This window comes from Streptomyces sp. NPDC127106 (assembly GCF_042677605.1).
GTDB lineage: Bacteria > Actinomycetota > Actinomycetes > Streptomycetales > Streptomycetaceae > Streptomyces.
This window is the reverse complement of record NZ_JBHXTC010000025.1, coordinates 51,072-73,157: the sequence shown is the minus strand read 5'-3', so window position 1 is coordinate 73,157 and position 22,086 is coordinate 51,072. Positions and strand designations below refer to the sequence as shown.

Here is a 22,086-nt window from a genome sequence, read left to right as displayed (position 1 = left end):
GGAGGCCGGGGCGGGGTCGGAGGCGGGGGTGGGGCAGGAGGCCGGGGCAGGAGGCCGGGGCCAGGGGCGGGGCGGCAGCCCCGGCCCGCGCCGGCCGGACCGGTCAGCAGTCGGAGGTGAGGGAGAGGTCGATCTCGTCGTCGCTCATCGCGGAGATCTGCTCGACGAGCTGGCGCTCCACCTCGGCGGCGAGCCGCTCCACGGTCGGGTGGTCGAACAGGTCGCGGACCTGGATCGGGCAGTCGAAGGCGCTGCGCAGCCGGGACGCGGCGGCCACCGCACGCAGCGAGTGCCCGCCGAGGGCGAAGAAGTCCTCCCGGACCGACACCTCGGCCAGCCCCAGCACCTCCGCCCAGATCTGCGCGACGACCACCTCGGTCGGGGTGCTCGGCGCCGTGAATCCGGCGGGCGCGGGCAGCGCGGGGTCGGGCAGGGCGGCGGTGTCGAGCTTGCCCTGCACGGTCCGGGGCAGCTCGTCGAGGACGAGGAGGGCGGCGGGGACCAGGTAGCCGGGCAGCAGGCCCCGGCAGTGCGCGGCCAGCGCCCCGGTGTCCAGGCCGCGCCCGGAGACGTACCCGACGAGGACCCGGTCGCCGCGCACCTCGCGGACCAGGACGGCGGCGCCGTGCACGCCCGGGTGCTGTTCGAGGACGGCCTCGACCTCGCCGGGTTCGATGCGGAACCCGCGGATCTTGACCTGGTCGTCGGTCCGCCCGAGGAAGTCCAGCTCCCCGGACGGCAGCCGGCGCACGATGTCGCCGGTGCGGTAGAGCCGGCCCCCGGTGCCGCCGTACGGGTCCGGGACGAACCGCTCGGCGGTCAGGTCCGGCCGGCCCAGGTAGCCGCGGGCCAGTTCCGGGCCGCCGACGAGGAGTTCGCCGGGTACGCCGTCGGGTACGGGCCCGTCGTGCGCGTCGACCACGTACAGCCGGCGCTCGCCCCAGGCCGTGCCGATCGGCACGCGGCCCTCGACCGGGCCGGTGACGAGGCGGGAGGTGGCGGAGATGACCGATTCGGTCGGCCCGTAGGTGTTCTGCACGGGCACGCCGGGCAGGTACCGGAACCAGCGGGCCAGCGGCGCCGAGGGCAGCGCCTCGCCGCCGGTGACGGCCAGGCGCAGGCTCTTCAGGTCCCCTGCGACGGTGTCGAGGCGGGCCGTGACCTCCTCCCAGTACGAGGGGGTGAGCTCCATGACGGTCACGCCGTCGGTGCGTACCCGCGCGGCGAGTTCCTCCACCGACCACACGTCGTCGGGCCGGACGACCACGGCGGCGCCCGCGGTCAGCGCGGGCAGGACCTGCTCCAGGGAGGCGTCGAAGGAGAACGAGGCGAAGTTCAGCACCCGGTCCCCGGCGGTGATCCCGAACCGTTCGCGGGCGGTCCGGACGTGCGCGCCGAGCGCGTGGTGCTCGACCCCGACCGCCTTGGGCCGGCCGGTGGAGCCGGAGGTGAAGATGACGCAGGCGAGTTCGCGGGGGCCGGGCGCGTGCCGGGGCGCGTCGGGGGCGGGCCGGACGCCGTCGACGGTGAGCAGCGGCCGGCCCGGCGCCCCGGCCCGGGCCGCGGTGGCCGCGTCGGTCACCACGCACCGCACCCCGGCCTGCTCGACCATGTACCGCAGCCGGTCCTCCGGGAGCCCCGGGTCCAGCGGCACGTACGCGCCGCCGGCCCGCCAGACGGCGGCCATGGCCGCCACGGACCACACGCCGCGCCGCAGGCACACCCCGACCGGGACCTCCGGGCCGACGCCGGCCGCCGCCAGGTCCAGGGCGAGGCCGCCGGTCAGCCCGTCCAGCTCGCCGTACGTCACGGTCCGCTCCCCGCACACCAGGGCCGGTGCGTCCGGCGGGCCGGCCACCGCGAACGGCGGGGCCGCCGACACCGCGGGCGCGCCGGCCGCCGCCGCGGTCAGCTCCGCGTACTCGCCGGCCGTCAGCAGGTCCAGGCGGCCGACGGGGCGGCCCGGGTCGGCGAGGGCCGACTCCAGCACCCGGCGCACGTGCCCGGCGAAGCGGGTGGCGGTGGCGGCGTCGAACAGGTCGCTGGCGTACTCGACGTTCAGCGCGAACCGGTCCGGGTACAGCAGGAAGGTGGCCGTCAGGTCGAACTTGGCCGACCCCCACGGCAGCGGGAAGTGCTCCGCGTCCAGGCCCTCGACGCGCGGTCCGCCCGCGGCGCTCTCCTGTACGTCGAACATCACCTGGAACAGCGGGTTGCGGGACGGGTCCCGCTCCGGCCGCAGCTGCTCCACCAGCCGCTCGAACGGCACCTCCTGGTGGTCGAAGGCCCCCAGCACCGCCTCGCGGACCCGCCCGAGGTACTCGACGAACGACGGCTCCCCGGACAGGTCGCCGCGCAGCACCACCGTGTTCACCAGCAGCCCCACCAGCCGCTCCAGCTCCACCTGGCCGCGGCCGGCCACCGGCGTGCCCACCGCCACGTCCTGCTGCCCGGACCAGCGGGCCAGCACGATCTGCACCACCGCCAGCAGCACCATGAACCGGCTCGCCCCGGACCGGCGGGCCAGCTCGTCCAGCCCGGCCTCCCACGCGCGCGGCAGGTCGATCTCCACGGCCGCGCCCCGGCCCGACCAGCCCGCGGGCCGCGGCCGGTCCGTGGGCAGCTCCAGCACCGGTACCCCGGCCAGCGTCCCCTCCCAGTACGCCAGCTGCCGCTCCAGCGCCTCGCCGGCCAGCCGCTCGCGCTGCCAGACCGCGAAGTCCCCGTACTGCACGGGCACGGGCGGGAGCCCGTGCGGGACCCCGGCCAGCCGGGCCGCGTAGCAGGCCGACAGTTCGCCGATGACGATGTCCTTGGACCAGCCGTCGGTCGCCGCGTGGTGGAAGGCGATCACCGCGACGTGGTCCTCGGGCGCCAGCTCCCACACCCCGGCGCGCAGCAGCGGCGGGCCGGCCAGGTCGAAGCGGCGGGTGGCGTACCGGACGGCCTGCTCGCGGACCAGGGCCTGCCGGGCGGCCGGGTCCGCGCCGGCCGGGTCCGTGCCGGGAGGGGCGGGCTGCCACAGCAGCGGCACGGCAGCGCGGGGCAGCACCCGCTGCACGGGACGGCCGTCCTCCTCGGCGAGGGCGGTCCGCAGCGCCTCGTGCCGGGCCACCACGTCGTCGAGGGCGCCCTGCCAGGCGGAGCGGTCCAGGGGGCCGCGCAGCCGCCACGAGTACCACAGGACGTATTCGTCGCCGGTGTCGGACATGCGGTCGAGGAACCACATCCGCTCCTGGGCGAAGGACAGCGGCAGCGGCCCCGAGCGGTCGACGGGGACGACGGCGGCGCCGCCCGACTGCCGGGCGGCGGCCACCAGCGGGCCGAACTCGCGGATCCGCGGGTTCTCGAAGAGGGTGCGCAGCTCGACCTCGCGGCCGAGGCGCTCCGCGATCCGGGACACGGCCATGGTGGCGAGGAGGGAGTGCCCGCCGAGGTCGAAGAAGCCGTCGTCGATGCCGACCCGGTCGACGCCGAGGACCTCGGCCCAGATGTCGGCGACGACCTGCTCGGTCGCGTCGCGCGGGGCGGCGAACTCGGCCCCGCCGGCCGCCCGGTCGCGGACCGAGCCCGGCGTGCCCGGGGTGACCGGGGCGTCCGGGCGGACGGCGGGGAGGGCGGTGCGGTCGAGCTTGCCGGAGGCGTTCACGGGCAGCGCGTCGAGGGTGACGAAGTCGGCGGGGACGGCGTGCTGCGGCAGCCGGGCGGCACAGAACGCGCGCAGCGCGGCGGGGGCGGTCGCGTCCGGCCCGTCCGAGCCGGCCGCCGGGACCACGTAGCTGGTCGGGACCACGTAGCCGGTCAGGGCCGGGCCGCCCTGTGCGTCGGTGCCGACGGCCACCGCGGCGGCCGCCACGCCAGGGCACTGTGCGAGGACGGCCTCGACCTCGCCGAGTTCGATGCGGAACCCGCGGATCTTGACCTGGTCGTCGGTCCGTCCGAGGAACTCCAGCTCCCCGGACGGCAGTCGGCGTACCAGGTCGCCGGTGCGGTAGAGCCGCCCGCCGGTGCCACCGTACGGGTCGGGGAGGAACCGCTCGGCGGTCAGCGCGGGTTGCCCCAGGTAGCCGCGGGCCAGTTCCGGCCCTCCGATCAGCAGCTCGCCGGGTTCGCCGTCCGGCGCGAGCTCCCCGTGGGCGTCGACGACGTACGCGCGGCGGGCGCCCAGCGGCCGCCCGATCGGGATCCGGGCCCCGGCCGGGGCGCCTTCGCCGTCGGTGCCGGCGACGTCGTACGTGGTGGCGGTGACGGTGGTCTCCGTCGGGCCGTAGGCGTTGACGACCCGTACGTGCGGGGCGCGGGCCGTCCAGGCGGCCAGCGCGCCGGCCGGGACGGCCTCTCCGCCCAGGATCAGCAGGCGGAGCCCGGCCAGGGCAGCGGCGCTGCGGGCGGTGAGGGAGAAGGCGAGCTCGTTCCAGTAGGTGGGCGGCAGGTTCAAGGCGGTGATGCCGACCCGCTCGACCAGTTCGGGGATCCGCGCGGGCAGCCACTGCTCGTCGGGCCGGATCACCAGGCAGGCCCCGCAGCCGAGCGCGGTCAGCAGCTGGTCCAGGGAGGCGTCGAAGGAGAAGGAGGAGAAGGCGAGGACCCGATCGCGGGCGGTGATGCCGAACCGCTCGCGGGCGGCGGCCGCATGGGCGGCCATGGCGCCGTGCTCGACGCCGACGGCCTTGGGGCGGCCCGTCGAACCGGAGGTGAAGATGACGTACGCGAGCTCGTGCGGCCCTGCCACGTGCCGCGGCGCTCCGGCCCCGGCCGGCCCGTTCTGCGGCTCCGGTACGTCCTTCGGCTCCGTTACGTCCTCGACGGCCAGCACCCGCGGGCCGAGCCCGGCCGCCCGCTCCGCGGTCTCCGCGTCCGCGACGACGCACGCCAGGCCGGCCTCGGCGGCCATGAACCGCAGCCGCTCCTCCGGCAGGGCGGGATCCAGGGGCACGTAGACCCCGCCGGCGCGCCAGATCGCGGCCATCGCGGCGACCGACCACACCCCGCGCCGCAGGAACACGCCCACCGCCGCGCCCGGGCGGACGCCCGCCCCGGCCAGGGCGGCGGCCAGGGACCCGGCGCGGGTGTCGAGCTGCCCGTACGTCACGGTCTCGTCCCCGCAGACCAGGGCCGTCGCGTCCGCCGGACCCGACACGGCGAACGGCACCGCCGCAGCCGCCGCGGGCGACCGCTCCGCCCCCGCCAGGGCCAGGAGCCGCCGGCGCTCCTTGCCGGGCAGCGGCTCCAGGCCGGCGGTGAGCTCCGCCAGCGGCCGCTGCGGCGCGTCGACCACCGCGCGCAGCAGGGCCGTGTATCCCTCGGCGAACCGGGCCATGGTGCTCCGGTCGAACAGGGCGGTGGAGTACTGCAGCCGGGCGGCGATGCCCCCGTCGGCCCGCAGGCTCAGGTCGAGGAACACGTCCAGCGGGGTGCCCGTCAGCGGGGTCCGCACCAGCTCCACGTCCAGACCGGCCAGCCGGGCCGGCGTCGGGGCGGTGTTGAGCAGGGTGAAGGAGGCCTGCGCGAGGGGGTGGCGGGACAGGTCGCGTTCGGCGGCGACCTCGCCGACCACCCGGTCGAACGGGGCGTCGGCGTGCGAGAAGTCGCGCAGCGCGCCCGAGCGGACCCGTGCCAGCAGCCCGGCGAAGGTCGGGCCGCCGCCCAGGTCGGTGCGCAGCACGATGGTGTTGACGAACGGGCCGATCAGCCCGGCTACTTCGGGGCGGCCCCGGTCGGCGAGCGTGGTGCACACGGCGATGTCCGTCCGGCCGGAATACCGGCCCAGCAGCGCCTGGTACACGGCGAGCAGCAGCATGTAGCGGGTCGCGCGGTGCTCGCGGGCCACGTGGTCGGCCCCGGCCACGAGCGCGGCGGGCAGTTCGAAGCGGACGACGTCGCCGGAGCCGTCCCAGAAGGCGGGCCGCGGCCGGTCCGCGGGCAGCGCCAGCGGGGCCACCCCGGCCAGCCGCTCCCGCCAGTAGGCGAGCAGCCGCTCCATGCGGGGCCCGTCCAGCCGCTCGGCCTCGGCCCGGGCGACGTCCGCGTACTGCAGGGCGGGGGCGGCGACGGCCTCGCCCCGGTAGCCGGCGTCCAGTTCGCCGAGCAGCACGTCCCAGGACCAGCCGTCCACGGCGATGTGGTGGACCACGACCAGCAGCAGGTGGTCCTCCGGGCCCAGACGGGCGAGCACCGCCCGCAGCGGGTGCTCCTGGGCGAGGTCCAGCGGGCGGGCCAGCTCCCGGTCGAACAACACATCCGGGCCGGCGGCATCGACCCGCTCCAGCACCGTCCGGCCGCCCGGCGGGCCCACCTGCGCGACGGGCTCCCCGCCGACCGCGGTGAACCGGGTGCGCAGCACCTCGTGCCGGTCCACGATGCCGGCCAGCGACCGCTCCAGGGCGGGCACGTCGAGGGCGCCGCGGATGCGCAGGGCCAGCGGGAGCAGGGACTCGGCGGAGCCGCCGGTGAGCTGGTCGAGGAACCACAGCCTCCGCTGCGCGAACGACACCGCGCCACCCCCACGGGCGGCTGCCGCATCGCCCGCCCCGGTGCCGTGCCGACTCGCCCCGCCGTTCGCTGCGACAACCTTCACTCTGGGCCTCCAAGCGGTGTTTTCCCCCACCCTGCTGGCTGCGGGGGAAGGCCAGTAGGGAAGAAGAAGCAGCCGCGTCGGCAGGCCCGGGGGAAGAAGACGCAACGCCGGAACCGCCGTCCCACCGACGGCCAAGAGGCCGGCGCAGAACGGCGGTTCGTCACGCAGGGAAAGGCAATGGCCACGGCCTGCTCGTAGACTGGCCCGTGCCGGGGGAGGCACGGCCCCGGGCCGTGCGGCACACGGCCGCACCCAGTACGACACACGACGCGCCACGAGGTGAACGAGCCATCCTGTACCTGATCATTGCCTGCGACGTGCTCTTCTGGGTCTTACTGGCGGCCGGACTCACCGCCCGCTACGCCAAGGGCCGGAGACGCCTCGGCGGCGCGCTCCTGCTGTGCGTCCCCCTCCTCGACGTCGTGCTGCTGACAGCCACCGTCCTCAGCCTCCGGGACGGCGCCGAGGCGTCCATCTGGCACGGGCTCTCCGCCGCCTACCTGGGCTTCACCGTGGCCTTCGGACACGACACCCTGCGCTGGGCCGACGCCAAGTTCGCCCGGCGCTTCGGCGGCGCCGCCGAAGCGCCGCCGCGGCCGACCCTGTACGGCGCGGCCCGCATCCGCCAGGAATGGCTCTCCTGGCTCCGCTTCCTCCTGGCGTACGCGGTCAGCTGCGCGCTGCTGCTCGGCATGGTGTGGCTCGTCGGCGGCCCGGAACGCGGGGCCCTCCTCCTGCCCTGGCTGAACCCGCTCACCAAGATCCTGCTGTACAGCCTCGTCTGGCCGGTCATGGTAACGATCCGCCCCGGCCGCACCCCGGCCTGATCCCGGAGCGGGGGAGCTGACCCTGGCACGGGTGGCGGAGCCGATCCGCCGCCTGTTCAGCTCCCGGTACACTCCGCGCGGGGTGTCGTACCTGCTGCACGGGCTGGGCTGGTCACCGAAAGCCCCAGCCCACCGGGCCGTAGAGAGGGCGACGAACAGGCCGTGGCCAGGTGACGGACGAAGGAGTGGTCACGGGTAAGTCGTCTCACCCGCGGCTTCCACTCGGACTGATACATGGCCACCATCGAAAGTGACGGTAGCTCTGCCCCCGCAATTGTGAACCAGGACCGGAGTGGTGCCCGCCAGTACGCGGCGCCAAGAGGTGCGGGAAGGCAAGCCCAAAATACGCGCCAGAGGCCCCGCCGGACGAAAAAACCGGTGAGGCCTCAGGCATTCACCCTTTACCCCTTGCAAGCTACCAAAGGGTGGTGATGTGGCGCCGAAAACTGGTGCAGCAATTACAATTCACGAGGAGTGAGTGAACCGATCCGTTCCTCTATCTCCTCGTCTGAGAGGTCTCCGCCGATTGCATGCCATCGCGACAGGCGCTTTGCGTCCCACAGTGACATTTCGAATGCGTCATGCATGCATCCGACAACTCCGAATGCGACTTCACCGAGATCGTCGCGTGGGCCGATCGCCGATACCAGGAAGCGCATGACGGAAATCGCAGATCTCTCACTGGCCCAGCACTCCTGGAGACTACGGACAATGCGCGCCCTCTTCGCGAAATATTCCTCTGAATCCACTCATCCTCCCGGTCGCATGAAATTTACGACGAATTCTTCGTAGTTGCCAGGGTTTCCAACCAGGCTGTCCTGGTCGATAACGGCGTCCGTAAACCCGTTGCGAGCGGCGAATTTTCCGGTAGCTGTCTGCCAGACTGCCTGTCGAACGGTCAATCCGCTCTGTACGGCCGCGTTCAATGATTGCAGATTGTCCGTCAGGTCACCCTTCGCAACCCAGGCGCCACGAATTCCGTCTACCGGTAGACCTGCACCTTCAAATGCGGTTATGGCCTGCCTGATCATCTGTGAACCGCTGGGGAGCCCGTCGATACCCTTCGGGGCTCGCACAATCATTTCCAGGACTCCATAATCATAGGTCGCTTCGATCCCTTGCTGACCGATGTCACCGTTGTAGCTGTGCACCCACTTCTTTGTGGGGATGGTGAAGGATCCGCCACAATTGTGAACAAGGACCGGCGTGGCGCCCGCCAGCACATAGTACGTGTGGAGGTCTGCAACGGTGAGGTTGTAGGTCTCCTTGACATCCTGGTAGGTGCGGACCTGAGCAACGACCGCGGGCGTGCCGTCGTTGGTTCGGAGTGTCGTGCCCGGCTTGAGGTCCCCTGCGTCCTTCCAAGTTTGGTCCGATTCGGACCAGAACGGGTGGTGGTCTGTCGTGGTGATGGTCTTCACGCCGTCGTCTGTCTCAATGGAGACGTCGACGTACTTCTTGTCATCAGTGGTGAAGATGGTGGCTGAGACGGCCTTGGGTCCGGTTTCCCCTGTCTCCGGGTCGGTGGCCATTACTTCATCGCCGGCGGCCAGTTGTTCGATCGGCTTCGAAGTGCCGTCTGCAAGTTGAACCTTCGCGCCCGCGACGAAGCTGTTGCATTTACTGGACAAGCGGGCGAACAGTCCGCGCGCTGCCATCGTCCCCGTCTTGGCCTTGCTGCCGAACCCAGGGGAGAAGAGTTCCGCGATTTGATATGCGGCAGACTTCTCGTTCAGGCCGAACTTCTCGGACATTCGAGTGGCGATCTGACCGCCAGACATACCGAAGCGCGTGAGAACTGGGGCAAGCGGATTAACCATGTCGCCGGTACGGAGTAGGCCGCCGATCAGTCCTCCAACAGCATCCTTTGCTACTTGGCGGAGGTTGCGGGGAGCGGGCTTGATGCCCTCGTTCTTTCTGATCTGCTTCCTGATGTCGCTGCCACGCCAGTGCCAGGTTTCACCAGAGGTCTGGTAGTACCTGCGCTGAGCTTCCGGCTCGCGGTAGGTGATTGTGGAAGCGTTTGAGAAGGTGATAACGCTGCTGCCGTTGCAGTTGTAGAGGGTGCCGCATTCCTCGCTGCGCAGGCCCGTGGGGTCCGACCCGGTGATGGGGTTGCCGCCGGAGTAGGTGTAGCCGTTCATCTGGAGCGGGTCGGTGATGTCGATGATCGGGTCGACCGAGATGAAGCGGCCCGTCGAGGGTTCGTACTCGCGGGCGCCTATGTGGGTGAGGGCGGTCGCGGTGTCGTCCACGCCCGTCCCGAGGAACGTGCGGTCGCCCGGCCAGTCCGAGGGCTGGGCGCCTCGGGGGTTGCCGTACGGGTCGGACTTGCGGCGCGAGTCCTTCTGACCCGGGGCCTGTTCGATGCTGGTGGTGGCGGTGTTGTGGTGGTCGGTCAGCAGGACCGAGAGGGTGTGGCCGGTCGCCTTGCCGTTGGTGCGGCGGACGGTGGTGGGGCCGCCGCTCGGGCTGCCGTAGTAGCGGACGGCATCGATGGCCTGGCCGTCCTTGTTGACGGTGATCTCGGCTTCGCCGAGGTAGAGGGTGCGGGAGCTGCCCGTCTCCTCGATGATCCGGTTGCCCGAGGCGTCGTGGAGGTAGTTGGTGACGTTGCTGAAGCTCCACTGCTGGGCTGCGGTCGGGGCGGGGCCGGCGCAGGTGTAGATGTCGAGGTCGTTGCCCTCGGCGGCGTTGTCGTTGGGGACGGTGACGCAGGCGTTGGTGCCCGTGTACAGGGCCTTGTCCGCTGCCCGGTAGGTGAACTTCTGTTCCGGCCTGCCGTCGCAGGTCCTCAGGACCGCGTCTCCGTTCTCGGCGGTGAGGCACTTGCCGAGAGCCTGGACGGTGTCACCGGTGACGCGCCACTGCTGCGGCTTGGTTTCGTTGCAGGACAGGAGCTGCACCGGAGTGCCGTCGGCGGTGCTGCCGTTCTGGACGTCGAGGCACTTGCCGGCGAGCCCGGTGATGGCGACGGCGCCGATGCCGGGGCTGGTGGCGGAGGTGAGCTTGTTGCGGCGGTCCCAGGCCAGGGTCTGGGTGTCGCCGTCGATGCGTCGGGTCTTGGTGTTTCCGGCTGCGTCGTAGGTGTAGCTGGACGAGGAGTTGACGGTGGAGGTCGCGGTCTTGGCGGTCTTGGCCATGCCGGTCAGGGCGTGCGGCTGCTTGACCGGGGATCCGGCGCCGTCCTTGAGCGCGACGCCGTAGCCGTAGGTCGTGACGTCGTCGAGCGCGGCGTTCGTGAGGTCGTGCTCGGTCAGCTTGGTGCGGTTGCCGATCGCGTCGAACTCGTAATCCTGCCAGTAGGCGTCACCGGGAGCGGCGGAACCGACCTCGGTGAGGGCGGGGCCGTTCGAGCCCGTGGGGCAGCCTTCGGTCCTCCCCGTCCAGGCTCGCGTGAGCCGGCCGATCGCGTCGTAGGTGTAGCACTGGCGGTCGATGCGTCCGCCGGGCTGGGTGTCGGTGATGGAGGTCGGGTTGCCGACCTTGTCGTAGGCGTAGGTGAGGGCGGAGACCAGGTTGGACCTGGTGAGGTCGTCCTTGGTCTCGCGATGGCCGGCGGCCTCGGTAATCCGGCCGGTGTGGGGGTCGTACGCGTTGGTGGTCCACACCCGGTGAGGGGCGGGGCCGGCGGCCGTGCGCAGGACCTCGCCGAAGGGGCTGTAGACGGTGTCGGCGGTGTACCAGGTCAGGCCGGACATGGTCTGCACCATGCCGTCCGCGTTGTAGCGGGTGATCAGCTTCTCGGCGGCGAGGCCGCCGATGGTGGCCGGGAGTGTCGTCGACTGCACCTTGCCAGTGGGTGTGTACGTGGTGCTGTAGGCGTACGTGCCGGCCAGGCCCCTGGTACTGGGCAGGCTCGGGACCGTGATCTTCGATCCGGTGGGCCGGTACTCGCTGTCGTAGCCGGTGACCTCGCTGACGTACGAGCCCGCGCCCCAGTTACGGGTGGCGGAGACGGGCTGGCCCTTGGCTCCCGGCAGGGTGTCGTAGGTCCACGTGGCGACGACCGGGCCGGTTTCGGAGTCGTCGTGCAGTGCGGTCTTGCGGCCGAGGACGTCGTACTTGGTGAACTGGGCCAGGCCGCGGGAGTCGGTGACGGAGACCTGTCGGTCGAGGATGTCGTAGGTGAACGTCGCCTTGCCCATGTCGGGGTCGTCGGACGAGGTCATCCGACCGCGGGCGTCATGGGCGTACGTCCAGCTGTTGCCGGCCGCGTCGGTGACCTTGGCGAGCTGTCCGCGCGCGTCGTAGGAGTACTGGGTCTTGATGGTCGCGGGATTGTTGTCCTTGCCCGGGTCCACGTCCGCGGGATTCGTGGACGTGTAGTGCTCGACCAGGGTGGTGCGGTTGAGGGCGTCGGTCGTGGTCTTGACCGCGCGGCTGCCGGCGAGCGGTGTGGCCCCGGTGGGGGACATGGCGCTGCGGGTCAGCGTCCAGTCGCCGCCGTACTGGGTGAGGGCGGAATGCTGGGGTGTGCCCTTCTGCAGGGCGGTGGTGCGCACGGGGCGGCCGAGGCCGTCGTAGGCGCTCTGCGTGGAGTTGTGGATCTCCGTCAGCGACTGCGGGACGAAGATGGCCGTGTCCACCCGGCCCTCGGCGTAGTAGCCGTTGTTGGTCTGGCTGACCGTGCCGTTCGCGCTGTACAGGGTGTCGGTGATCAGGCGTCCGCCGCCGGGGGCCTCGGCCTGGGTCTGGCGGGGGCGCAGCAGCCCGTCGTAGATCGCGATGGAGGTGTTGTACGTGCCGTCGTCCTTGAGCGAGCGGGACGTGACGGCCGGGGTCTTCAGCTCCTCGATCTGGTACTCGAAGGTGTAGGCGGGCTTGTCGGAGGGCTTCTGGGAAGGCGTCCAGACCTTGGTGCTGCGGCCGAGTTCGTCGTAGGCCGTGGTGACCTTGCGGCCGTTGGCGTCGGTCGTCTCCAGCACGCTGCCCCGGGCGGGATCGACCTTGGTCGTCACCGTGTGTCCGAGGGCGTTGGTGGCCGTCGTCGCGAACGCGGGACCGGTGGCTGGGCTGAACGCCGTGGTCGCGGCGTTGCCTGCGGCGTCGTACGCCTTGACGGTCCGTCCCAGCGCGTCGTACTCGGCGCGCCCGGCGGTCGTCCAGCCGGTGCCCGCCGCGTCGAGGCCGTCGACCTGGTAGGGGAGGCCCTTGGTGGGGGCCGCGCCGAAGTCGTTCACGGCGTCGAAGGAGGTGCGGGCTGCGCCGAGGACCGTTCCGGTGCCGGTGGAGGCGTCAGAGCAGTCGCCGGCCGTCTTGCGGACCTGGGAGGGCAGGCCGATCAGGTTGTTCGCCGTGTTGTGGACGAAGGTGGTCTTGTCGCAGGACTGGTCGACCGTGGTCCAGCCGGTGCCCTTGTTCTCCATGACGTCGGTCTGCGTGCTCTTGACCAGGCCGTACGTGGTTTCGAAGTCGTTGCGGGTCCGGACCATCCTGGACTTGCCGCCGCTGACCGACTGGATCTCGTCGGTGCGGGCGACGCCTCTGCGATGGGCCTCCAGGTCGGTCGTGTCGACCCGCTTGCGGGTCGCGGTCGGGGCGCCGGAGTCCCAGGGCCAGGTCAAGTGCCGGTTCTCGACAGCTCCGTTGGCCTTCGTGTAGGTGATGGTCTCGGCGGTCAGGCCCTGGTACCGGGGCTTGTCCTCGCCGAGCTCCTCGGTTCCGGTGGAGTCCTTGACGGTGACCTTGGCGCCTTCGCGGGAGAGGCCGCGGAAGTAGCGGGTGCGCGTCTGGGACTGCTCGGTCGCGGTGGGCGTGCCCGCATTGGCGGTCTGCCCCGTCGTGGTGAGCACGCTCGCGTAGCCGCGCCACTGGCTGTACGTGCGCAGCTCGGGCTTGGTGAACTCGTCGTCCTCCTTGGCCCAGGCCGCGCCGCCCTCGTAGGTGTAGCTGGTGGTGACGGCGGGACGGAGCGCCACGCGGTCCATTTCGACCACGCTGTCCACGACGTACTTGTTGAACCACTCGATCGGGGTCTTCTCCGGCGGCAGCTCCGGATCCGGGGACCAGCGGACGGGGAAGCAGCGGGTGGTGTTGCCCTCGGGTTTGAGGTCGCCGGTGCCCACCGGGCAGGGGGCGGAGTAGTTGACCTGGATCTCGCCGCCGGTCTCGGTGCGGATCGTCGCGATGCGGAGCCGGTCGAAGTCGGGCGTGGCTTCGTTGGCCGACTTGCGGACGCGGTTGGGCATGTCGTTCTTGTTGGCGGTGAAGGTGACGGCCGGCAGGGACACGCCGATGGAGCCGTCCTTGGCGCTGTAGCCCGTGCGGGTGACGGACTTCAGCCACAGCGGGGGGTGGGTGTCGGTCCGCTGAGCGGGGAACGACTGGTCGAGGGACCACTGGTCGACCTTCGACAGGACCGTGGAGCCTTCGGTGCGCTGCCCGTAGGTGCTGATGCTGGCCAGGCGCATGTTCGACCAGAAGGTCGGGGCGGCGGTGTAGCAGTTCGCCGCGTCCATCGTGCAGTGCAGGGTGGTGGGGGTGTCCCACCAGCCGCGCTTGTCGCCGGCGTTCTTGGAGTTGAACTGCTCGTCCCCGCACTTGATGTCGCCTTCGGCGAAGCAGCGCGGCTTGGCCTCGAACTCGACCCGACCGGCCGGGGCTCCGGCGAGGTTGTCGGCGCGCAGGCCGTAGAGGATGCGGAGGGGGTAGCCGCCGCGGACGTATCCGACCTTGGCCCGGTCCTTCTCCGAGAACTTCTCGTTCCTGGCGTAGCGGTTCTCTTCCTTCTTCCAGTCGATGACCATGGCGTTGCCGTGGACGTCCTCGACGTAGTCGAGGTTCCAGCGCCAGGCCTGGGTGCAGGAGGAGGTCGCGTAGGACGTCTGGTAACAGGGTTCACCGGGGTGGTTGCCGAAGACCGGCACGGTGAAGACCGAGTCGGTGGCGGTCTGCGGCGTCGAGCCGTCGCCGTGGGCGCCTACGTTGTGGCGTCCGTAGTGGTAGCGGGTGCCGTCGCGCGTGGTGACGACCCAGTACTCGCCGTCCTTGGCACCGTTGCTGCCGCCCGTCTTGCGCTCGACGGTGGAGCCGTCGTCGGCAGCGGGAACCCACTTGCCGGTCTTGTCGTCGTGGACGAGTTCGGTCGTCACTCCGCCGAAGGACAGGACCACGTTGTCGCCGGCCCAGCAGAGGTCGGCCTTCTTCTTGTCCGTGGCGTTGTCGTTGTTGGGCTTGCTGATCCTGGTGCTGCGGTCGTCGGCACAGGAGCGGTAGCGGCGCTCGATGAAGCCCGGGTTGTAGTCCCAGCCGTCACCGATCCACGACGCCTGGCCGTTGGTCACGGACGTCTTGCCGTCGACGGCCTGCGAGGAGTAGGAGAACGCGATGGAAGGCGTCGGGCCTGCCGGCGCCGGAGGCACGGTCAGCGGATAGGTCCAGGAGAAGCCGCCGCCGCTGCCGCCCGCCGTCCACGAGCCCGACGGCGAGAGGGAGGTGGCCTTGTAGCTGCCGCCTGCACCTGCAGCGCCGTCGGAGGCGGCCAGTACGACGGCACCGCCTGCGCTGCTGCCCGTCATCGTGCGAAGACCCTGGGCGGGTGCGCTGGTGGTCGGGTCCACGGTCGCGACGACCGTCTTCTCGGACGGGTTGTTGGTGCTCGCGAGGTCCTTGGAGACCGAGCACTCGGGAAGGTCCGGGGTGCTCAGGAAGCACGCGGGAAGCTGCTTCAGCTGCAGGCGGGATGACCACTCGGTGCCGTAGAGGTCCTTGAACTTCGTGTAGTCCAGCTTGACGTCGACCGGGGTCGATGCACCGGCGGGCGGCGTGATCTTGATGAGGGCGCCGTCGACGTCGGCCGCCTCGGTCGCCGGGCGCGATTCGACGGACACGTTCCAGGTCCCCGAGGGGGCCGTGGCGGTCCCCTCGGCCTTGCCGATGCTCACCGGGAGCGTGCCTGCCCGGACGGGCTGGTCCCCGGTCAGCGTGACGTCGTAGGAGCCGGCGGCCGGCGGCGCCAAGGCCTTCGGCTCGAACGCCGGGGGCGGCGAGGCCGCTTCACCGGCCCAGCCCTTGAGCTTGGCCGCTTCGATGGCATCGAGTCTGGTCTTGAGGTCTTTCTGGAGACCCGGAAGATCGACGCCCGTGCGGTCGCCCGGTGGTGCCGCCCAGGCTTGGACGGGAAGGAGAGATGCGACCAGCAACACGGACAGCGTGATGCCGGTGCGCCCGGCGAAGCGCGCACGCGTCGCGCGCGCTTTTCTGTTTCCGGGCAGGCGGAAATTGTTCGCCGAGAACGGCGACATGTGGACCCCCCCACGCGCTGCCGCCCAGGCAATGGCACACAGGCGGCAGGAAACTGACAATGAGCCAGTTGATTCTGCGGCCAGTTGATCAGAAAAGCCACGGTTCCGATATCCGGTGTGTCCCTTGTCACCTTAACCACTGCATACGGTTGGATAAACGGCGTAAATCGACGCCAAATGGTACTCCGGCCATTCGACCCGGGGGTGAATACGTCGGATGAATGGTTCATGCTCGACTGGCGTGCCCGCCCTATGCGCGGACGACGAGCGGGGAGTGAGTCATTCGCGCTTTTCAGGCCAGTGGCCGAAATCATCTGTGAATACCGAGGGCTGCGGAAGTAGGAGCGCCCGAGGGGGGAGAAGACGCTCGTGTCCGTTGGTGAATCCGTGGACGAAAGTCCGCCCGCTGCCGCCGAAGAGAAGGCTGCTGCCGCACCGGCAATCCGCTGGTTCAAGCGCCGCAGGACCCTGGGGGGCCTCGCTGCGCTCCTCGCGGTCGCCGTCGCGCTGCCGGTCGGTCTAGACGTGGCCGACAGCGACAAGGGGCGCACCCGGCCGGCGCAGGACGTCCCGCCCGTCGCAGAAGCCGAGGCGCGCCGTCTGGCCGTGAAGACCGGCAAGGGGGTCGAGGTCACCGCCGCGCGCAGCGCGAACACCACGACCTGGGCGCAGCCTGACGGAACGTTCCGCAAGCAGGTCTTCAGTGCGGCCGTCCGCGCCATGGCGGACGGCCGGTGGCAGCCGATCGACACCGGTCTGCAGCGGGTGGAGGGCGGCTACGCCGCCAAGGCGGTGAACGGTCGTGTCGTCTTCAGCGCCGGATCCCAGCAGCAGGCGGGCGGAGGTCAGCGGTCCTCCCGCGGCGTCAGCCGGGTGGCGCTGAAGCAGGACACTCCGGGCGAGGTGTGGACCGACCTGGTCCGGTTGAACACCGACGGCCACGACATGGCAGTCAGCTGGCCCGGCCCCCTGCCCGAGCCCGTCATCGACGGCCCGCGGGCACTGTACGAGAACGTCCGCCCCGGAATCGACCTGGTGATGACCGCGCAGGACGGCGGCTACTCGCACCTGTTGGTCGTCAGGGACAGGCGGGCCGCCGCCGATCCGCTACTGGGCCAACTCGACTACCGCCTGGCCTCGCCCGACCTGGCGTTCAAGCTGGACGCCGAGTCGGGTGCGGTCAGTGCCCGTGATGCCCAGGGTGCGGAGGTTGCCGGTTCACCGACCCCGATGATGTGGGACTCCAGCGGCAAGGTCGCGACCACCGACAACGAGCCCGCCTGGAAGCCCACCGCGGTCGCGAAGCAGCATCCCACGCTGGCCCTGCCCGGCCTGGCCGGCGCGGAAGGCGCACGCCTGAAGCCCGCCAAGGTCGCACTGGCCGAAAACCGCCTTTCCGTGACCCCGGACAGTTCCCTGCTGAACGCCGCGGAGACCGTGTATCCGGTGTTCATCGACCCCTCCTTCAAGGGGCACAAGCATTCCTGGACGCTGCTCTACAAGACGGAAGGAAACTCCAGCTTCTTCAACGGGCAGAACTACAACGCGAGCGGCACCAACGAGGCCCGCGTCGGATACGAGTCGACCACAGGCGGAACATCTCGCTCCATTTTCAATTTCGACTTCGGCAGCCAGCTTCACGGCACCGGCATCATCTCCGCCAACGTGCGCGCACTGCAGACGTACTCCTGGTCGTGCGACCAAAAGGCGATGGACATCTACTCGACCCCGTACATCACCTCATCGAGTACGTGGAACAACACGAACACGGCCGCCTACTGGAACAGGAGGGTCGCCTCCGAGTACTCCGGCTACGGCTGGAACAGCTCCTGCCCGGACAACTGGATCGCGCCCGACATCAAGGGTCTGGTCGCGGAGGCCGCCAGCAGCGGCTGGGGCGCGCTCTCGCTGGGGTTCGCCGCACCGAACGAGTCGGACTCGTACTACTGGAAGAAGTTCATCGCCAACGGTGAGACCGCTCCGTACATCGAGGTCGTCTACAACACCCCGCCGGACACCCCGGTCGCCGCGAACATGAGCACCTCACCCGGCGGCGCCTGCCTCGCCAGCGAGAACGGGGCGAGCATCGGCAAGACGAACGTGACCTTCCAGGTCAAGGGAACCGACCGCGACGGCAACCTCAAGGGTGTCCAGATCGAAGTGTGGGACGCGGCCAGCGGCCAGCACGTACACAACGAATGGCTCTCCCCCAACAGCGACGGCGTGGTCACCCGGGAAGTTCCCTGGGACAAGTTCACGTCGGGCAGGAAGTACTACTGGCTCTCGCGCACCTACGACTGGGACGGATGGGGCTCGCCCGGCAGCGGCCCGGCCGACTCGGGGAGCGGTGGCTGGTGCACCTTCACCGTCAACCATGACGTTCCTCCTAGCCCTGAGATCTCCTCCCCCCACTTCCCTCCCCGCGGCGACGCGCACACCGACTGGAGCGTCAACCCCGCCGGCACCCCGGACCAGGAGATCAAGCTCAGCGGCAACGGCGCCAAGGCCGAGGACATCCGCGAGTACCAGTGGAGCCTCAACCGGCCCGCATTCGACAAGAAGGCCACCCCGACCACCGGCGACGCAGCCGTGATCAAACTTCAGGTCGACACCAGCGGCCCCAACGTGCTCTACGCCCGCACGGTGAACAAGTACGGCAACGTCTCCGACCACCGGGCCTACCCGTTCCTCGTCCGCCCCAGGCCCGGCCTGGACGCGCCCGGGGACGCCAACGGAGACGGACACCCCGACCTCTTCGCCGTCGACAAGGACGGAAACCTCCGCTCGTACGCCGGCGACGCCGCAGGCGACACCGACGACTACATCCGCGGGGCCATCCAGGACGGCGTCCCGGTCGGCGACGGCTACTGGAAGAGCTCCGCCGCGGGAAGGAAAGCCCTCATCGGCCATTCCACGGACTGGTTCCCCGGTGACGGGCTCACCGACCTCATCGCCCGGATGCCCGACGGCAAGCTGTACGTCTACCCGGGCATCGGGACCGGCCAGGTCGACGTCGGCCGCCGCATGGAGATCCTCCTGCCGGCCGGGGCTCCTGACCCGGCGACGTTCCGGCAGATCGTCGTCACGGAGGACGTCGACGGCGACATGTTCGCCGACATGTTCGCCGTCGCGGACGACACCCTGTGGGCCTTCTCCGGATACACCGGATCGAGCTTCACCTCGTACACGAAGATGGCCGCGGGACCGTGGACCGACCGCGACGTCGTCGGGGTCCGCGACGTGTCCGGGGACAAGGTCCCCGACCTCCTCTTCCGCGACAACGCCGACGCCAACCGGGGCCTCGCGCTCCGCAAGGGCAGGCCGGGGGCGAACGGCGGAGTCGACCTCGCCTCCCTCAAGGACGCAGCCAGCTCCGCGGGGGGCCAGGACCACACCTACGCCACCACCGGCTGGGGCCGGGCCACCATTCCCATGATCCTCGGCACGTCCGACACCAACGGGGACGGCATCCCCGACATCTGGGCCGTCGACACCCTCGGCAACCAGTGGCTCTTCCGAGGCGGCGCCACCGCGATCGGCCCCGCAGCCGGCAGGGACGAGGACGGCTGGAACGCCTTCCTCGCGATCGGTTAGCGCCGCCCCGAACCCCGAACCCCGAACCCCGCACCCCGCACCCCGCTCCACCGACAACGGCGCCCGGCCGGGACGGCAGTCCCCGCCGGGCGCCGTTCACGTCATCGGCGAACCTCGTCCCAGCCCTCGTCCACCGCCACGAAGCGCAGCTCGGAGGTGTACGCGTTGCCCTCGTCGTCAGTCAGCCACGTGTCCTCGGGGCCGGGCAGCATCTCGGTGAACACCGCCCGGCCCTGCGGGTCCTTGCGGGACATCCGGCGGAGCGCCTTGGCGAGGACGTTGACGTACACGGGGCTGTCGAAGTCCACGTAGAACGGGCGGGTTTCGGTCGGCAGGACCGTGAACACGAACCGGGGCAGGCCGTGCCGCTCCCGCCAGCGCCGGGCCCGCACGAACCGGCGCGCCTCGTCCTTCTCCCCGGCGAAGTCCAGGTCCGCGGGCGGCAGCCGCCACGTCTCGCGGGCCACGACCAGCCGGTCCACGGTGACCCGCGGCGAGTGCTCCGCCCCGTCCGGCAGCAGCTGGAACAGGTCCATCGCCAGGGTGGTCAGCACGTGCGAGAACACGTCCACCGCCGGGAACTCGGCCCCGTCGGGCAGGACCACCGCCAGTGCGCCGTCAGCCCGCTCCACCACGGCCACGTCGGCGCTGAGGACCGTACGGGGCCGGGCCGGGTCGGCGGTGAAGTCGACGAGGGCGACGTAGTAGTCCTCGGGCCGCACCAGGGAGTTCCGGATGCGGGCCGAGAGCCGGGAGCGGTGCTCCTTCGGCAACAGCGGCAGCAGCCGGGGGCCGGGATGGTCCCGGTCGGTGAGGCGGAGCAGCTCCTCGGGATCCGGGTGCTGGTGGACGAAGAGCGACGCGCCCAGCGTGTTGGAGGCGACGTGCAGTTCCCCCAGGACCAGTTCGAAGTCGCCGCGCGCCACGGCCTCCGCCCCGGCCGCCGCGACCATCACGTCGGGGCTGAGGTACCGGGCGGCCGTCCAGCCGCCGCCCGGCACCGTCCCGAACCGCTCGGCCACGGGCCCGGCGATCGCCGACAGCGGCAGCCGCACCCGCCGGGCGCCCGGCTCCGGCGCGAGGATCGCGTCCCAGCGCCGCCGGAACTCCCGCTGGAGCGCGACGGATTCCTCGCGGGCCGCTCCGTGCAGGACGGGCATGCAGGCGAACCAGAACGCCGCCAGGTCGACCGGCCCCTGCGCGGCGAGCCGGGCGTACACCTCCTTCGCGCGGGCCATCACGGCCTCGGCGAGCCGCCCGGTGAGCCAGCCCGCGCTGGTCAGCAGCGGGCCCAGCGGGGCGAGCGCCTCGTGCACGCTCCGGCCGAGGGTCGCGCTCGCCGCGCGGCGGCAGTCGGAGTACACCAGGGCCCGGCAGGGCGCCGTACCGGAGGCCTTCTCCCGTACGGCTGCCGTCTCCGTCAGGGTGGTGAACTCGCCCTCCAGGGCGGTCAGGGCGGCCACCAGGGCGTCCGGCCCGTCCGCTGCCCGCACCCGTTCCCGGCCCCGCTCCAGCACGTCGAGGGTGTCCAGCCCGGCTCGCCGCAGCTCCGCATCGCCGACCCCTTCCAGCCAGGCCCGCAGGTCGCGCTCCGGGCGGGCCCCGGCCGGCACCTCCAGCCGCCACACCACCCACCGCCGCGCGACCAGGTCCGCGAGCGCCGTCGGCACGTCGACGCCGGGCAGCGCGGCCCGGATCTCCCGGGCCGTTCGTACGCCGTCGCACAGCGCGAGCACGGCCCGCGCGGCTGCGGTCAGGGCCTGCCGGGGCCGGCCCGGCACGGTCACCTCCTCACCCGTCTGCCGGACGAACGGCACCCGCCGGGGCGCCACCCACTCGCGCAGGGCCGGGTCCGCGTCCAGCACCGCGGCGACGGCGTCGACGGCCCAACTGGCGAAGTACACCTGCGTGTCGGCGACCAGGCCGCTGCCCGGATCGACCCGCACCCCGTCCGTGGCGGCCGGGTCCCAGCGGCCCCAGCCGACGGGTCCGAAGAACCCGATGGTGTCGTTCTTGACGCAGAACCGCTGCCAGTAGTGGGCGACCAGTTCCTCGCGCTGCCGGGGCATGCTGGTGCGGCCGGCGGCGGTCGGCGTCCAGTTGAGGAACGGGGCGATGCCGGAGGCGAGGACCGGGCGGTTCTGCCAGGCCACGGCCGCCCGGAAGGCCGGCTGCCGGGCGATGTCCTGGAGGGTGTGCGAGGCCTCCACCTGGGCCCGGGCGAACAGTTCGGCGAACTCCTCCCAGCCGTCGCCGGCGAGCGGCTCGTCCGGCGCGAACTTGTCGGCGGCCTCGGCCAGCCCCGCCGGGGCCAGCCGCAGCACCCCGCGGGCCGGGAAGCCCGGCCCGCGCAGCGCGAACCGGTCCCACAGCCGCCAGCGGCCGCCGGGCACGAAGAGGTCGGTCACGGCCGGCCCCTCAGGCCCGGACGAAGTCGGCGTCGACGACGCCGGCGAGGTCCGCGGGAGTGGGGTAGGCGAAGACCAGGGCCACCGGGACCTCCACCCCGAGGGCCTCCTCCAGGCGGGCGGTGACCCGGAACGCGGTCAGCGAGTCGCCGCCCCACTCGTAGAAGTCGCTCTGCTCGTCGAGGTCGGCCACGCCGAGGGCCTCCCGGTAGACGGCGACGACCAGTTCGGTCAGGGCGGCCCCGGCCGGGCCGGCGAGCGGGTCGGTGATCGGGCCGGCGAGCGGGCCCGCGAGCGGGTCGGTGATCTGGTCGGCGGTCAGGTCGACGGTCGGGTCGGCGGCCGGGCTCTCGGTCATGGTCATGGCGTGTCTCCTTCGGAATGAGGGAAGAGGGGGAAGGCGTGGAAGGGGTGCAAGGGGTGGAAAGGGTGTC

Annotated in this window: 7 protein-coding genes; 3 read left to right on the top strand and 4 right to left on the bottom strand. The window is 71.4% G+C overall.

From position 1 onward, the window contains the following. Window positions 1-103: 103 nt before the first annotated feature. Complete coding sequence (locus ACFVGY_RS21360; protein WP_385679657.1) at window positions 104-6,577, bottom strand: amino acid adenylation domain-containing protein; 6,474 nt, start codon at window positions 6,575-6,577, stop codon at window positions 104-106. A gap of 317 nt (window positions 6,578-6,894) precedes the next feature. Here ACFVGY_RS21360 and ACFVGY_RS21355 point away from each other — a divergent pair, with 317 nt between their 5' ends. After that, complete coding sequence (locus ACFVGY_RS21355) at window positions 6,895-7,404, top strand: hypothetical protein (RefSeq protein WP_385679656.1); 510 nt, start codon at window positions 6,895-6,897, stop codon at window positions 7,402-7,404. A 31-nt stretch (window positions 7,405-7,435) separates the two neighbouring features. Next, window positions 7,436-7,603 carry a winged helix-turn-helix domain-containing protein gene (locus ACFVGY_RS21350; protein WP_385679654.1) on the top strand — a complete coding sequence of 56 codons (168 nt, stop codon included), beginning with the start codon at window positions 7,436-7,438 and terminating at the stop codon, window positions 7,601-7,603. A gap of 550 nt (window positions 7,604-8,153) precedes the next feature. On the opposite strand, the gene ACFVGY_RS21345 is transcribed toward ACFVGY_RS21350, so the two are convergent. Then, a complete protein-coding gene (locus tag ACFVGY_RS21345; RefSeq protein WP_385679652.1) occupies window positions 8,154-15,548 on the bottom strand; it encodes a ricin-type beta-trefoil lectin domain protein in 7,395 nt (2,464 codons plus the stop codon). Window positions 15,549-16,019: 471 nt separating this feature from the next. On the opposite strand from ACFVGY_RS21345, the gene ACFVGY_RS21340 reads away from it, so the two are divergent. After that, the gene (locus tag ACFVGY_RS21340; RefSeq protein WP_385679650.1) at window positions 16,020-19,244 is read left to right on the top strand and encodes a DNRLRE domain-containing protein; all 3,225 of its coding nucleotides are present in this window, start codon (window positions 16,020-16,022) and stop codon (window positions 19,242-19,244) included. A 101-nt stretch (window positions 19,245-19,345) separates the two neighbouring features. Here ACFVGY_RS21340 and ACFVGY_RS21335 read toward each other — a convergent pair whose 3' ends face one another. After that, window positions 19,346-21,652, bottom strand: a complete 2,307-nt coding sequence (locus ACFVGY_RS21335; RefSeq protein ID WP_385679648.1) for a lantibiotic dehydratase — start codon at window positions 21,650-21,652, stop codon at window positions 19,346-19,348. Window positions 21,653-21,662: 10 nt separating this feature from the next. Next, the gene (locus tag ACFVGY_RS21330) at window positions 21,663-22,016 is read right to left on the bottom strand and encodes an acyl carrier protein (RefSeq protein ID WP_385679646.1); all 354 of its coding nucleotides are present in this window, start codon (window positions 22,014-22,016) and stop codon (window positions 21,663-21,665) included. Window positions 22,017-22,086 lie beyond the last annotated feature (70 nt).